We start from the raw sequence: 14,780 nt of genomic DNA on the forward strand, positions 1-14,780 counted from the left end.
TGCCGTGACCGTTGGAATCACCAGGATTTACAATCCAGCATTTCATCCGGCGAAACAATCACTCACTGGGACACAATCAAAAATCTCGCCATCTGAGCTTGTTCCCTGTGGGAACTGGCTTGCCTGCGATAGCGGCGGGTCAGGCGAAAAAAATGCCAGCAGTGCCGTCGCCTTCGCAGCCTCGCCGGGGCTCGACAGCTCCCACAGTTGAACTTCGTCGTGGCTCAAATCCCGCCCACACAGCCGATCCCCTGTAGGAGCTGGCTTGCCGGCGATAGCGGTACCTCAGGCGAAAAAAAATGCCAGCAGTGCCGTCGCCTTCGCAGCCTCGCCGGGCTCGACAGCTCACACAGTTGATTTTCGTCATGGCGCTTCAACGCTCTTCCAGCCTATCCCGCAAGAACCGATGGCTCACGGAAAACAACCGTCGGTAGGTGAGCAGCACCGCGCCTACCGTGCCCAGCGCCGACGCTGCGGCAATCAGAAACATGATCACGATCTGATACCGCACCGCATCCACCGGGCTCTCCCCCGCCAGCACCTGCCCGGTCATCATGCCGGGCAGGCTCACGATGCCCACCACGGTCATCTGGTTCAACGTCGGGATCATCCCGGCGCGCACGGCCTGGCGGATGGCTTCCTGCGCCGCTTCCCAGCGCGAGCCGCCGAGGGCCAGGATCATTTCGATGGCGTTGCGGCCCGAGGTCAGCTCCTGGGTCATGCGTTCGATCCCCAGGGACACGCCGGTCAGGGTGTTACCCAGGATCATGCCGAGGATCGGAATTGCATACTGCGGCTCGTACCACGGGTGGATGCGAATCACCGCAAACAAGCCCACCGCCGTCACCAGCCACGAACTGCCCCACACCGACAGGATGCTGTCCACACGCTGCCCCCGGTAAGTGCGCCGCCCGCGCCCCGCCGCCGAGATGCCGGCGATCAAGGTCATGGCGCACATCAACGGCAGCACCACGTACCAATAAGCAAATTCGAACACCCAGCCCAGCAGGTAACCGATGGCCAGCAGTTGCACCACGGTGCGCACCGCCGCCCACAACAACTGGCGCTCCAGGCCCAGGCGCAGCAGCAGGGAAAGCGCACCGTTGATCAGGATCAGCGACGCGGCGATGCCCATGTCCAGTGCGGTGAGGTTTTGATAGTTCATGGCTGGGCCACTGCGCTCAATACACCGGCGCTCATCTGCAAATGGATGTCGCTCATGCGCCGCGCCTGTTCCAGGTCGTGGGAGACCCAGATACAGGCGCGGGAGGGATCCCCGGCAAACCAGGCGTCGATCAGCGCTTCCACTTCGCGGGATGAGGTGGGGTCGAGGGCGGCGGTGGGCTCGTCCAGCAACAGCACTTCGGGATTGAGTTGCAGAGTGCGGATCAACGAAACCACCTGAGACTCACCGCCCGACAGGTCGGCGGCGCGCTTGGCCAGAAAGTCAGGATTCTTGCCGGCGTGGCCCAGCAGAGTGGTCACCGTCGTAAGGTCAAAGCGGCGTTTGCGCGACGTCTTGAGGCTGAAGGGGAAACGCAGGTTGTCTTCCACCGTGCCGTCGAGCAGCGCCGGACGTTGCGACAGGTAGCTGATGTGGCAGCGGTAGTGGGGAATCTGCGCGTTGTTAATCGGCTGGCCATTCCACAGGATCTGCCCGGAACTGGGCGCATCCAGCAGGGCGAGTGCGCGCAGGAACACGCTTTTGCCGGAGCCGGATGAGCCGGTGATCGACACGCGATCGGCGGCATTCAAGGTGAAATCGGTGGGCTGGAGCAAGGCCACGTGGCGGCGCTCGTCCATGCGCGTGAGGGCGCGGGTTTCGATCAGTGCGCTCATGGACGCGGTGTTCCTCTCAATCTGGACGGTGCAATGGTGAGGCACACTCGCCGGGATTTCATTCAAAAAATTCAAACTTATGTGCATGACCCGATGCGCGCAGACGGCCTGGGCAAAGCACATCCTGCTCGCTAGACTCGCGCTCCTATAAAAAGGAGCCCTCATGGACGAACAGAAAGCATCCGATGCCCCCGTTTCCCGCTTGAGCGCAGCGTGGTTGTGGCGACTGATAAAGCGTCAAAGCCTGCCGATCATGCTGCTGTTGTTCGCGCTGTTTTACTCAAACGGCTACGCCTATCTGGAAACGTATAACAACGAGCTCGGCGTGCCCGTTAACCGTCTCGGCTACGACACTTATCACTACGTGGTGTACGGCGGAAACGACATTCTGGTCAAACTGGCTGCCTTGCTTATCTTCACCGCAGCGGTCCTGGTTTTCGCCTGCCTGATGTACTTCACCGAAAACCCTGACCGTGTTTTACCCACTCGGGAATTGGGCACCCACACACGTCGCTATCGAATGCTGCGCAGGCTGGAGAAGAGCTACAGAAAAGCCACGACGCCGATATCCGGCGCACTGCTGATCAGTCTTCTGGCATTTTTCGCCTGGATCATCTGGTCGCTGGCGTACGCGCAGTCGATGGCACATGGCAAGCTGAGGGCCTACGAAGAGATTCAGGATTGCACGCCATCAATCCTCCAGCTCAACAACCTCGATGTGGTCACGGCCTGTATCGTCGGCGAAAGCGACGATATGTTGTATCTGGTGGAAAAACACGGGGAGAGCGGCGAAATCCAGTTTCAGAAACGCCGAGTCCCCAAAGACCGTATTCGTTCGACCACAGGGCCCACTACGCTGCTGAAAAAGCCCGACTGACCCCTGTGGGAGCCGGACATTTGCAATCGGGCGCAGCACTGCCTATATTTCCCGCCTGGCGCTCTCTACGCCACCTTCCGCGGAAAGGGCTGCGCCCAAGACACTGCAACACCCTCTTTTTTCTACGACTCCCCACCTTGAAGCGGAAAAGGTTTGTGCAAGGAGATCGTATGTCCCGCCACTTCAATTCCGATGGCCGCCTCAACCTTGAACAGCAGCGCAAGCGTGCCAAGGAACTGCTGCCACGCCTCAAAGCCCAAGACCCGAACGCGACCTTGTCCCTGGCCCAATGGGAAATCGCCAAGCAGCTGGGTTTCAGCAGTTGGCCAAAGCTCAAGGCGCATATCGATGCTATCGACTTCGCCGCCCGCCACCCCGACTTTACCGCTAGCGACGAAGCCCGCACCACCCATTGGCGCTGCGGCAATGACATTGCCCACAGCCTTCAGCTGGCGGGGTTCAAGGGACAGTTTCGGATGCTCACCGACCCGCTGTGCATGGGCCCGGTCCGCGATTTGCCCAGCCAAGCCTTCCGCGCCATGCGCAGCGCTTTTATCAGCCAGGCCTTTGCCATCGATGAAGCTGATGCGGCACGTCGTGTCGACGCTGAATACGACCACCTCGAAGCCTTGGCCAGCGCCGATCACAGTGTGCTGTGGTGCGAAGCGGATGCCTATGACCAACTGTTCCTGGTTCGCGCACTGGCGGGTCTTGAGCAAGCACCGCGCAAGCTGGAACTGATCGAGGTCGACCGCATTCCCGGCGTGCAGCGTTTTATCGGCATCGGCCAACTGGCGCCGGATGTGTTGGCGTGGCTGTGGCCGCAACGGCGCTTGATCGATGATGACGCCGTGCAACTCGCCAAAGAGGCCTGGTCGGCGTATTGCGACAGCTCGCCAGTCAAGTGGGCGCAATTGGCCCATGGCAGCCATCCCGCCTTGCCGTTGCTGGCCCCGGCGCTGTTGCGTCAGTTGCAGGAGTTGCCCGGTCTGCGCGATGGGCTGTCGCTGACCGAACGCCTGGCCCTGACGTACCTCGCCGAGGCTGGGCCAACGCCATTCGGCCGGGTCTTTGCAGAGTTGATGGCCAAGCGTGAACCGCTACCGTTTCTGGGGGACATGATGTTTCACGCGCTGCTGCGGCCGCTGATCGATGGCGACAACCCTTTGCTGACAGCCACCGAGACGCACCTGGAATGGCCACGCCAGGTGCTCGCGTTGACTGCGCTGGGGCAAACCGTGCTGAACGGTCATGCCCACTGGCGGGATCATGCCTGTCATGCGCGATGGGTGGGGGGTGTATGCCTGCGACCTGGCCAGCCTCATTGGGCGATTGATGAAAACATCCTGCCTGTATGGCGCCCGTGATTAGGCTAATGTGCGCCCATCCAACTTTCATCTGCGAGATTGTCCATGCGTAACCTGATCTTCGCCAGCCTCTGCCTGCTGGCGGGCTGCCAACAAACGCCACCAGCCAACGACCAACTCGACGCCGTGCTCTGGACACAGACGTCCATCGAGCATGAGCTGATCTACCGTCAGCTCTTCGCCAATGCCACCCGCCAACTCGACGTGGCGCTGGCTGATCCGACCTGGGACGCCCTGCCCTTCCCCCCGCGCAACCTCAAAGGGTTGCCGCCGGCGGTCGTGGTCGATATCGACGAAACCCTGCTGGACAACGTGCCGCTCAATGCCCGCGATGTGGTCAACAACCAGGTTTATTCCTACGACCGCTGGAACACCTGGGTCGACCAGGCCAAGGCCCAGGCATTGCCCGGCGCAGTCGCCTTCGTGCAAGCGGCCCAGCAGAAAGGTATCGCGGTCTACTACCTGACCAACCGTGAACACAGCCAGGTCGCCGCCACCGTGAAAAACCTGCGCCTGCGCGGTTTCCCGGTGGAAAGCGACGTACATGTCCTCGCCGCCAGCACGCCCACCGGCCATTGCGAAAGCGCCGGCTACGGCAAGAACTGCCGCCGCCAATGGGTCGCCGCCCATGCCCGCGTGTTGTTGATGGCCGGTGATTCCCTGGGGGATTTCGTCCAGGCCGAGCACAACACCGTCGCGGATCAACGCAAGGCCGTGGCGCCTTATGTGAACTGGCTGGGGCAGCGCTGGTTTCTGTTGCCCAACCCGACGTATGGCAACTGGTACAGCGCGCCGTATGGGGATGATGAGAAGTTGCCGTTTGAGCAAAAGCGCAAGCTCAAGCAACAGGCGTTGCAGTTGCAGGAGTAGCGCGCGCGGCTGAACGGGCCTGGGATGCCGCCGTATGCCGATTCACCGGCACCGGCAGCCCCAGGTGCCCGCGCAACGTGCTGTGACTGTACTCACTGCGAAACAACCCGCGCTCGCGCAACAGCGGCAGCACCTGATCGGTAAACCGCGCAAAGTCCTCCGGCGCGCCCACATGGATGTTGAACCCATCCACCGCGCCCTCCACAAACCAGCGCTCGATCTCATCCGCCACGGTCTTGGGCGAGCCGACGAAACTGGAAAACGGCTTGGCAAACCGCAGCGCCGCCTGACGCAACGTCAGACCCTGTTCACGGGAGACTTGCTTGATGTTCTCCGCATGCCCGCGATAGCCATTGCTGCCCAAGTCACCCAATTCCGGGAACGGCTCATCCAACGGATATTGGCTGAAGTCGTGGTAATTGAATGGCCGGCCTAACTGCACCAACGCTTTGTGCAGATCCAGCTCGCCATTGCGCTCGCGGTCGATGGCCTGGGCCTGCTCATCGGTATCCGCAATGATTGGCGAAATACCCGGCAGGATGGTTACGTGATCAGGGTTACGTCCAGCGGCGGCGGTACGTTTTTTGATGTCGCTGTAGTACGCCTGGGCATCTTCGAAATTGCCCACGCCGGCAAAAATCCCCTCGGCATAATTCGCCGCCAGGCTGCGCCCGGATTCGGAGATTCCCGCCTGGAAAATCACCGGTTGGCCTTGGGCTGAACGGGCTATATTCAGCGGCCCGGTGACCGAGAAAAACTCGCCGTGGTGATCGAGGCGGTGTTGGCGCTGCGGGTCGAGGAACACCTTGGTTTGCTTGTCACGCACAAAGGCGTCGTCTTCATAGGAGTCCCACAAGCCCTGCACCACCTCCAGGTGTTCGGCTGCGCGGCGATAGCGCTCGGTGTGGTCGATGTGTTGCTCGCGGCCAAAGTTACCGGCCGCGCCTTCCAAGCCGGTGGTGACCACGTTCCAGCCGGCGCGGCCGCCGCTGATGTGGTCCAGGGACGCAAACTGCCGCGCCACGTTGAAGGGTTCGGTATAGGAGGTTGTGAGCGTCGCCACCAGGCCGATTTTCGAGGTCGCCCCGGCGATGGCCGAGAGCAGCGTCAAGGGCTCCAGGCGGTTGAGGAAATGCGGCGCGGAATCCGGGGTGATGTAGGGGCTGTCGACAATGAACACCAGGTCGAACTTGGCCGCTTCTGCCTGTTGTGCCTGGGCGCGGTACCAGTCGATATCCACACTGGCATCGCCGGGGATCTGCGGGTGCAGCCATTCGTTTTGTGCAGTGCCGACACCGGTGAGAATGGCGCCGAATTTAAGTTGCCGGGGTGAGGTGGGCATCAGGGTATTCCTCCGTGGATGGCCGCGGTGCTGGCCTGTGGAGAATGACCTTAATGCCCGCGGGCGAGGCTTGTGAAAGGCTTTGTAGATCTATGCTAATTATTAAAAATACTGATTTAAACCCAGCAAAAACCTTCGCAACAGGCATAACAAACAGCAGCACTGTCGCGGGGCGTTGAAGCGGCTTTGGACACGGTCATGACAAAACAAGGAGAATGGCGACCTTTCAAACTCAACGCGCTGGCATCAGGTTCTTCCCTCGATCCCAATCTGATTCAAGCCACAAGGTCATATGGATATGAAACGGGTACTTATCGCTTGGCTCGGCCTGTTATCGCTGGCCCAGCCCTCACTGTCCTTCGCGGATAACCTCAACGGGAAAACCCTCTTTTCCCAGCGGTGTGCGATGTGTCACGGCGCCGATATCAAAGGAACAGGCCCCTTGGCCAACAAGAGCAATCCCCCCACCCCCGACCTGACCACCGCCGCGTTCAAAAAACGCCTGAATGATTATCCAGGCGTTATTGTCTCGTCGATCATCCTTCGCCCCAATGGCGACTTGATCCCAAGAACCTTGCGAGAGAACGGCGTGAAGCTGGCGCCGTTCGCTTGGAGGGTTAACGACTTCCGCGATTTGAACCAGTACATGAGCAGTGTGATTGCAAAAAGTCGATGAGTCTCACACCGCTCTTGCCGCGATCGCCTCCACTTCGACCAACGCGCCAGGCAACGGCAATGCCACCACCTGCAACGCCGTGCGCGCCGGTTTATTCGGTTGCTCAGGCGTGCCAAAGAACTGCGTGTAGCCCGCCTGCAAGCCGGCGAAATCCAGCTTGCCGCCTGTCTCTTCGGCCCCTACCAGGAACACCCGCAACTGCACGATATCGCCCAGGTCCAGGTCTTGCTGGCGCAAGATCTTGCGCAGCTTGTTAAACACCGACACCGTCTGCACTTCGGTAGTGCCATAGGCGGCCGGCGTGCCCGCCGGGGCGTTTGCGTCGTGCAGATCAGGCAAGGTGCCGCTGACAAAAATCAGGCTGGCGGAAGCCGGTACGGTGACGGTCTGCGAGATTGGGAAATCGCCGACGCTGGTACGTTGAATGCTGTTGCTCAAGATGACTCTCCTTATGAAGCGGCAAGTGCCGCGCTGTGCCGTTGTTGGGTAACCCGTTCCGCCAGTTGCCCGACCACATGGCGCGCCGAGTTGGCCGCCGATTCCTGCCAGATGCCCACGCCGCTTTGCACCAGGCCATCACCGGCGAAGTACACACGGCCGTGGCCAGCTTCGAGCAAGGCGCTGGCGTCGGCCGGGAAGTGTTCGCGTTGCAGCCACGGGCCTTCGCTGTAGGGGATCTGTTCCCAGGACACCGCCAACGGGTTGCGCAGGTGTTTGGAATAGCCGGGATGCAGCAGTTCCACAGCTTCTTTCGAGGTGGCGTACTGCTGGTCGAACGGTTGCGCACCAAATACGTCGGCGCCCTCCCCGGTCACATAGCCCGCCACCAGCAAGCCTTCGCGGGTATTGAGGTCGTTGCTCGGGTACCACAGCAGGCGCGCCGGGTGTTCGATCCACGACAGGCCCCCGTAGGTGCGGTAGTCGGTTTCCCAGAATCGCGGCGACTGCCACGCCACTTTGGTTGCCTGGTCGCTGCGGGTGCTGAGCAAGGCGGCCTTGATCGGGTCGCTGAAGTCAGTGTCGAGCTTGGCCAGCAGCGGCAACGGCAGGGTCGAGATCAGGTAATCGGCACGTACCACTTGTTCGCGGCCGCTGAGCTTGTCGTGATAAGTAACGGCTACGCCGTCTTCCAATTGCCGGATCTGTCGCACCTGGGCGCCCAGTTGCACCTGGCCCCGGACGCGCTGGTAAAAGGCATCCGTGATGCGGTCCATACCGCCCACCGGCTGGAACATGGTGGCGGAGAACTCCGGGAACTCCGTGTGCAGCAACGCGCCCCACAGCTCCGGATGCAGCAGTTGATCGAGTGACAACGGGCTACGACTGGCGGGCAAGGCGCCGGGATGCGCAGGTGATTCCAGGTGCCCCGAACGGATCGTGCCCTCGAAGGCCAGCGCCTGTGACAGGTCGCCATACACCTGCAGGAACGCCAGCAATCGCCTGCGTTCCTCACCGCTCAATACATCATCGAGGGCATCACGCTGCACCGCCTTGGCCAGCAAGCCGGACACATGCCCCCGCGCATCGTTGATCGCCTGGCCGACGGTGAATGCCGGCTTGCTCACATCCGGCCGCACCTGGGCGCCATGGCTGCTGTTGACCAGCACCTCCAGCGGCACGCGCAACTCGCTGCAATAGTCGAGAATGGTGCGATGCTGACTGGGAATCCGCGCCGGTCCGGCGTTGAAGTAGTGCCCTTGTTCGAACGTTGCGGTTTGCGTGCGGCCGTCCTTGTAATCCACACGATCGCCGTTGCGGATCGTCCAGGTGCGGCCGCCCACGCGGTCACGCGCCTCCAGCACTTGCACCTCGAACCCGGCGCGGGTCAACTCCAGTGCCGTCACCAGCCCCGCGATCCCGGCGCCCAACACCAGCACGCGGGTGCCCTGCCCCAGGCCTTCCTTGAGTTTCAGCGGTTGCGGGCGACGGTGTGACGACGGCCCCAGGCCCAATGCCGCCAGTGCCTCCTTGACTGCCTTTTCGCCGCCTACCGCAGCAATGCTCGACAGCGCTTCACGTCGTGTCAGTCCCATGTTCGATGCTCCTTAATCCGGCAGGCCCGGTGGGTTGATCAACGACTGGTCGACGCGCTCGATATCCAGGCCCCAGCGTTGCAGCACCTGTTCGTATTGGCCGCCGGCAATTGCGCCTTCCAGGGCGGTGTGGATCGGCTTGACCAGGCCGTTGTCCTTGCGCGTGGTCACCGCGATATCCGCTTTTAAAGGCCAGCCACCATTGACCGTGCCGACAAGCTTGATACCTCCGGTAATTGCCGCCGAATAGGCGTACACCGAGTTAGGCCCGAACAGCGCATCGCTGCGCCCGGATTGCACCGCCAGTTGCGCGGCGGCCTGGTCATCGAAGTACTGCAACAGCGCCGGCTTGAGGCCGGCTTGTTCATTGGCGTCGTTCCAGGCCAGCAGGACCTTTTCCTGGTTGGTGCCGGAGCCAACGATGATCTTCAGCCCGGCAATATCTTCGGCCTGCTTGATCGCGCTGATCTTGCTGGTGCTCTTCACATAAAACCCGAGCACGTCCTGGCGGTAGGTCGCGAAGTCGAAGCGCTTCTTGCGCGCCTCGGTCACCGTGACGTTACTGATCACCGCATCGTACTTGCCCGAGCTGACGCCCAGGGGCCAGTCTTCCCAGCTGGTCTGCACCACGTTGAGTTGCAGGCCCAGGCTATCGGCTACCAGCTGCGCAGTGTCGGCCTCGCTGCCGATGGTGGTTTTGTCATCGCTGGCCAGCAGTGCCAGAGGCGGCCCGGCCACACCGGACACGGCCACGGTGAACTTGCCCGGCTGGGCGAACTTGAAGCCCGGCGGGATCTGCGCGATGGCCGCTTCGTTACGCGGTACATGAATGCGCGCACGGTCGGGGCTGAGGTCGACCTGTTGCACGGCGAATGCGCTTTGTGCGGTGCTGACGGCCAGCGTCAACAGGACGATACGAGCGGTAGAGATAATCATGGGCAGTCACTCCTTGAACTAAAGCACCTTGCCGAGAAAGGCTTTGGCGCGGGGATGTCGGGGTTGGCGGAAAATCTGCTCGGGCGGCCCTTCTTCGATCAACTGGCCGTCGCAGAGGAACACCACGTGATCGGCCACTTCACGGGCAAAGCCGATTTCGTGGGTGACGATCACCAGGGTCACGCCCAGTTGGGTCAGGCCCTTGATCACATCGAGCACTTCGCCCACCAGCTCCGGGTCGAGCGCCGAGGTGGGTTCATCGAACAGCAGCACTTTGGGGTCCAGCGCCAAAGCGCGGGCGATGGCGACACGCTGTTGCTGGCCGCCGGAGAGCTGGCGCGGGTAGGCATCGACCTTGTCCGCCAGACCCACCTTGGCCAGCAGCTCGGCCGCCTTGGTTGGGGCCTCGGCCTTGGTCCAGCGCTTGTGGGCCAGGGGCGCCTCAGCGACGTTCTCCCAGGCGGTGAGGTGCGGGAACAGGTTGAAGTTCTGGAACACGAAGCCCACATCGATGCGACGCTTGAGAATTTCGCGCTCTTTCAGCTCGTAGAGCAGGTCACCCTTGCGGCGATAGCCGACGTATTCACCGTCGATGGTGATATGCCCGCTGTCGATCTTTTCCAGGTGGTTGATGGTGCGCAGCAAGGTGGACTTGCCCGAGCCGGACGGCCCGAGGATCACCGTGACCTTGCCCGGATCGATCGTCAGATCGATGTCCTTGAGCACCTGCTGGTTGCCAAAGCGCTTGCCCACGCCCTGGATCTGAATGCGCCCGGCGCGTGCTTCAGCCATGGGTTTTCTCCTTCAACCAACCGCGTAGGCGTTGCAACGGCGTGGGCGGCAGCACCCGTGCGGTGCCACGGGCGAAATGGCGCTCGACGTAGTACTGCGCGCTGGTCAGCACTGTGGTGATGATCAAGTACCAGACCGTCGCCACGATCAGCAGCGGGATCACCGCCTGGGTGCGGTTGTAGATGACCTGCACGGTGTAGAACAGCTCGGGCAAGGCCAGCACATAGACAATCGAGGTACCCTTGACCAGGCCGATAATTTCATTGAAACCCGACGGCAGGATCGAACGCAGCGCCTGGGGCAGAATAATCCGGAAGATACGGCGCGAGGCCGGTAGACCCAGGGCCGCAGCGGCTTCATGCTGGCCGGCGTCCACACCGATCAGCCCGCCGCGAATGATCTCCGCCGCGTATGCCGCCTGCATCAGGCTCAACCCCAACACCGCCACGGTGAACTGGCTGAGCACGTCCACGGTGGACCACTCGGCGAACACCACCGAGGTGAACGGCACGCCGAGCACGATGTGGTCATACAGGTAGGCAAAGTTGTACAGGATGATCAGCACCAGCAACGCCGGCATCGAGCGGAAGAACCAGATATAGCCCCAGGCCAACGCCGCCAGCAGCGGCGAGCCCGACAGTCGCGCCAACGCCAGCGCCGTGCCGAGAATGATGCTGAACACCGTGCTCAACAGCGTCAGCAACAGCGTCTGCCCCAGCCCACGCAGCACCGACGGCGAGAAAAACCACTGGCCGAACACACCCCACTCCCAGCGCGGGTTGGTGGCCAGGGAATGCACGATGCCAAGCAGCACCAGCGCCGCGAAGATCGACCCGGCCCAGCGCCAGGGATGCCGCGCGGGCACCACTTGCAGGGCCTTGATCGGCGTAGAGACACGGGCCTGGCGCACCGGGCTGGGCGAGTCAATTAGGTCATAGGATTTGGCGACGATGGGCATGGTGTGTTCCTCGGCCTCAGAAGGCATAGGTCAAGCGGGTGTAGTAGTACCCGCCGGTAAAACCGTAGGGCGAATAGACGCCGTAGCTGCTGACCATGGTGCTGCTCGGCACCCCTTGTTTCTTGGGGTAGATATCGAACAGGTTCTTGGCGCCAACAGCGATATTCAGGTCTTTGGTGAGGTTGTAGCCAAGGTCGAGATCGGTGATCCACTTGGCACTGTAGATACGGTCCAGGTCGCGATTGGCCGACGCGTTCACTTCCTTGTAGGAACCGTAGCGAGTCAGGGCCAGGTTGAGGTTGAAGCGATCGATGCTCCAGTCTCCGCCGAGGATCAGCTTGGTGCTGGGCTGCACGCCGGTGATCAGGTTGCGCGCCTCGCGGTTCATCAACTCGTAGGACGTGCCCAGGATATTGGTGGACTCCTTGTAGTTGAGGATCCGCGTCTGGTTCCAGTTGAACGCGGCGGTCCACTTCACCGCGCCGTACTGGCCGAGGTCCTGGCTGTAGTTGCTGACCAGGTCCAGGCCTTTGGTGCGGGTGTCGGCGCCGTTGATGAAGTACTGGCCGCCGGAGGTGGAGTTGATGCCGTTGTTCTGCAATACCTGGGTGATCTCGGGGCCGAGCAAGGTGCCAGTGAGCGTGATGCGATCGCGCAGGTTGATCACATAGGCATCGGCGGTGAAGCTCAGGCGATCAGTGGGCGTGAGGGTGAAACCGAGGCTGAAGTTGGTTGAGCGCTCCGGCTTCAACTCCTGGGCGCCGAGGGCCTGGGCGGCAGCTGAGCCCACCGGCAACACGCCGTAGTTGATCGACTGGTACACGCCGTCCACCACGCCATACGTGGTGGAGCGCGCACTGAACAGGCTGTTGGCCAGGGACGGCGCGCGGAAGCCGTTGCTGACAGTGGCGCGCACGGCGAACTGCGGGGTGAAATCATAGCGGGTGGTCAGCTTGCCGCTGCGGGTGGCGCCGACGCCCTGATTGTAGTGCTCGTAGCGGAATGCCGTGCCAACGTACCAATCCGGCACCGGGTTGAAGCCCACATCGACATAACTGGCCAGGCTGTTGCGTGACGCGCTGCTTTCTTCATCCGGCGAAATGCCGTTGGTGACCTGCGCGCCCGACGACGCACAGTTGCCCGGCGCCACGCAGTAGCCGCCGTTGGCGTAGGACTCATAATCGCCGGCCCGCACCTCGTAGGTGTCGCGCCGATGTTCAAAACCGTAGCTCACATCCAGCGGCTTTTGCAGGCCGATATCGAAGCCGCGCTTGAAGTCGAGATTGGTGGTCAGCTCGGTGGAAATCCAGGTGCCGGAGGTGAAGTGATTCGGCGTGGCCTCGCCCAACGACGGGTTCTGGTTGTGGGTGGTGCCCTGCTCCGCGTCGTTGCGCCCGTAGGTGGTGGACAGGTCCCAGTCCCACTCGCCTGCCGTGCCTTTGCCACCGAATGCTGCCTGGAAATCGTCTTCATCAATGAACCAGGTCGGCGTGTAGCCAGCGGGATAACCGTTCGGCCCGGTGGTGATGGTGTTGGTGATGGTCGGCAGGCGAAAGTTCTGGCCTTGCTCGGCCTTGCGGCGGGAATAGGTGGTGAAGGAGTACAGGCTGAAGCTGTCATCGATCGGCAGCTCGGCGTTGTAGCCCAGGGTCAGCAGGTTGGTCTTGGGTGTGCCGTAGCCACCATAAGTCGACCGCCCAGCTTGCTCGTAGGCTTGCGCGTAGGTGTAGCCATTGGCGCTGGCCTTGTTGTCGTCATTCTGGCTGCGGGCGTCCAGGGCCAGTTGGACAATGCCGCCGTTGCCGATCTCGAAACCCTTGTTGAGGCTTTGCTGCACGGTCTGTTTCTTGCCGTCATACCCCTGGCCCACGTTGGTCACCGAGGTGCCGCTGGTGTCGGCCTTGAGGATCACGTTGATCACCCCGGCGATGGCATCGGAACCATATTGGGCGGCGGCGCCGTCGCGCAGGACTTCCACGTGGTCGATGGCACTGATGGGGATCAGGTCAAGGTCGGCCGGGGCTGCGCCGGTGTTGATGCCGTTGATGTTCAGGGTGGCAGCGGTATGACGGCGCTTGCCGTTGACCAGCACCAGCACTTCCGCGGCGCTCAGGCCACGCAGGTTGGGGGCGCGGGCGATGCCGCTGGCATCCCAACCGGTTTTTTCCGGCAGGGTCAGGGACGGGATCACGGCGCTCAGGGCTTCCATGAGGCCGGGCTTGCCGGTGTTCTGTAATTGCTTGGCGCTGACTACATCGATCGGCACCGGGCTGCTGGTGACGGTGCGTTGCTCGGCGCCGCGGTTGCCGGTGACCACTACGGTGGACAGGGTGCTGTCGTCCTGGGCTTGGGCGGTGTTGGCCAGGATGGCCAGGGCCAGTGCGGCGGTGGGTTGTAGGGCTCGCTTCATATGCATTCCTGCGTTTCCAAATCGCGAAGTCGGGCAGTCACGCGGGTGGGCGTGGTGCTCGGGTTTTTTCTGGGGGGTCAGGGCGATTTGGGGCTAGGTGTGGGGCGAGGTTTGAATTGGCAACATACGTTGAACTCCCTTCCAACGATTCTGCTGCGGGGTGGCAGCGCAGAATCCGAATCTAGATTGGTACCATCCGAGGTCAGGGGTAGGCTGTTGAGTTCAAACATAACGGAATGAATTTTAAAAATATAATGCTATTTGGGTATAAGCTAATATTCTTAGATTTCATTATTTGTTAGATATTTTATTCGTATTGGTAATGTTTTTTTGAAACTGGGCATGAGTACATATCCGTTGTTGCGGTAACGGCCGCTTATGGTTCCGCCCTTACGGCGGCTCACTTTGCAAAAGCGGCAAAGTAAGCAAAACGCTCTTGCCCCAACACTCGGCACCTCGCCTAGGCTCGGTGTGCCCGTAATCCGACAGTGATTTGGGGGGCCGCCGCCACGCGCCATCCATGGCGCGGGGCGGCTAAACCGGCATCCCTGCCGGTTTACCCCCCAAATCCCTGCCGAATTCCGGCCAGCGTGTTTGACGGGGCGCCTAAGATCAAGATCACGATCAAAAGCAAAGCGCGGCGGCCTAGTAGCCGACCGAATCGTTGAAGCCTGCGCATT

13 protein-coding genes are annotated in these 14,780 nt (G+C 61.5%); 4 read left to right on the forward strand and 9 right to left on the reverse strand.

The window, feature by feature from the left end; all coding sequences use genetic code 11:
• Positions 1 to 373: 373 nt before the first annotated feature.
• Both fetB and EJ576_RS24985 read right to left on the reverse strand, forming a co-directional pair.
• Positions 374 to 1,165: an iron export ABC transporter permease subunit FetB gene (fetB, locus tag EJ576_RS24980; protein ID WP_122726359.1), complete on the reverse strand. Its 792-nt coding sequence runs from the start codon at positions 1,163 to 1,165 to the stop codon at positions 374 to 376.
• Positions 1,162 to 1,839 (reverse strand): ATP-binding cassette domain-containing protein, encoded by a 678-nt coding sequence (locus EJ576_RS24985; RefSeq protein WP_122726357.1) that lies wholly within the window; start codon positions 1,837 to 1,839, stop codon positions 1,162 to 1,164. Before EJ576_RS24985 ends, fetB begins: the two co-directional genes overlap by 4 nt.
• Before the next feature lie 163 nt (positions 1,840 to 2,002).
• On the opposite strand from EJ576_RS24985, the gene EJ576_RS24990 reads away from it, so the two are divergent.
• The 3 genes from EJ576_RS24990 to EJ576_RS25000 all read left to right on the forward strand — a co-directional run bounded on the left by EJ576_RS24990 (position 2,003) and on the right by EJ576_RS25000 (position 4,953).
• On the forward strand, positions 2,003 to 2,716 hold the full coding sequence (locus EJ576_RS24990; RefSeq protein ID WP_122726354.1) for a hypothetical protein: 714 nt from the start codon (positions 2,003 to 2,005) through the stop codon (positions 2,714 to 2,716).
• Between the two features lie 170 nt (positions 2,717 to 2,886).
• Positions 2,887 to 4,083: a DUF1835 domain-containing protein gene (locus EJ576_RS24995; protein ID WP_126571382.1), complete on the forward strand. Its 1,197-nt coding sequence runs from the start codon at positions 2,887 to 2,889 to the stop codon at positions 4,081 to 4,083.
• Positions 4,084 to 4,128: 45 nt separating this feature from the next.
• The gene (locus EJ576_RS25000; RefSeq protein WP_126571383.1) at positions 4,129 to 4,953 is read left to right on the forward strand and encodes a 5'-nucleotidase, lipoprotein e(P4) family; all 825 of its coding nucleotides are present in this window, start codon (positions 4,129 to 4,131) and stop codon (positions 4,951 to 4,953) included.
• On the opposite strand, the gene EJ576_RS25005 is transcribed toward EJ576_RS25000, so the two are convergent.
• Entirely contained in the window at positions 4,922 to 6,295 is a 1,374-nt protein-coding gene (locus EJ576_RS25005) for an LLM class flavin-dependent oxidoreductase (RefSeq protein ID WP_126571384.1), read from the reverse strand. The genes EJ576_RS25000 and EJ576_RS25005 overlap by 32 nt on opposite strands.
• Positions 6,296 to 6,593: 298 nt before the next feature.
• Between EJ576_RS25005 and EJ576_RS25010 the strand changes: the two genes are divergently transcribed.
• Entirely contained in the window at positions 6,594 to 6,971 is a 378-nt protein-coding gene (locus EJ576_RS25010) for a c-type cytochrome (protein ID WP_218570338.1), read from the forward strand.
• 3 nt (positions 6,972 to 6,974) lie between these two features.
• Here the strand turns inward: EJ576_RS25010 and EJ576_RS25015 are convergent, their stop codons facing one another.
• From EJ576_RS25015 to EJ576_RS25040, 6 genes are read right to left on the reverse strand one after another with little or no spacing between them, the layout of a single operon-like run.
• Positions 6,975 to 7,409 (reverse strand): RidA family protein, encoded by a 435-nt coding sequence (locus EJ576_RS25015; protein ID WP_122726345.1) that lies wholly within the window; start codon positions 7,407 to 7,409, stop codon positions 6,975 to 6,977.
• 11 nt (positions 7,410 to 7,420) lie between these two features.
• A complete protein-coding gene (locus tag EJ576_RS25020; protein ID WP_126571386.1) occupies positions 7,421 to 9,004 on the reverse strand; it encodes an FAD-dependent oxidoreductase in 1,584 nt (527 codons plus the stop codon).
• 12 nt (positions 9,005 to 9,016) lie between these two features.
• Entirely contained in the window at positions 9,017 to 9,940 is a 924-nt protein-coding gene (locus EJ576_RS25025; protein WP_126571387.1) for an ABC transporter substrate-binding protein, read from the reverse strand.
• Between the two features lie 18 nt (positions 9,941 to 9,958).
• Positions 9,959 to 10,732, reverse strand: coding sequence for an amino acid ABC transporter ATP-binding protein (locus EJ576_RS25030; protein ID WP_126571388.1), 774 nt, complete (start codon positions 10,730 to 10,732; stop codon positions 9,959 to 9,961).
• On the reverse strand, positions 10,725 to 11,690 hold the full coding sequence (locus EJ576_RS25035; protein WP_126571389.1) for an amino acid ABC transporter permease: 966 nt from the start codon (positions 11,688 to 11,690) through the stop codon (positions 10,725 to 10,727). Before EJ576_RS25035 ends, EJ576_RS25030 begins: the two co-directional genes overlap by 8 nt.
• A 16-nt stretch (positions 11,691 to 11,706) precedes the next feature.
• Positions 11,707 to 14,100: a TonB-dependent siderophore receptor gene (locus EJ576_RS25040; protein ID WP_126571390.1), complete on the reverse strand. Its 2,394-nt coding sequence runs from the start codon at positions 14,098 to 14,100 to the stop codon at positions 11,707 to 11,709.
• Between the last annotated feature and the right edge of the window lie 680 nt (positions 14,101 to 14,780).

The organism is Pseudomonas sp. C 49-2 (genome assembly GCF_003970195.1).
In the GTDB taxonomy this organism is placed as follows: domain Bacteria; phylum Pseudomonadota; class Gammaproteobacteria; order Pseudomonadales; family Pseudomonadaceae; genus Aquipseudomonas; species Aquipseudomonas canadensis.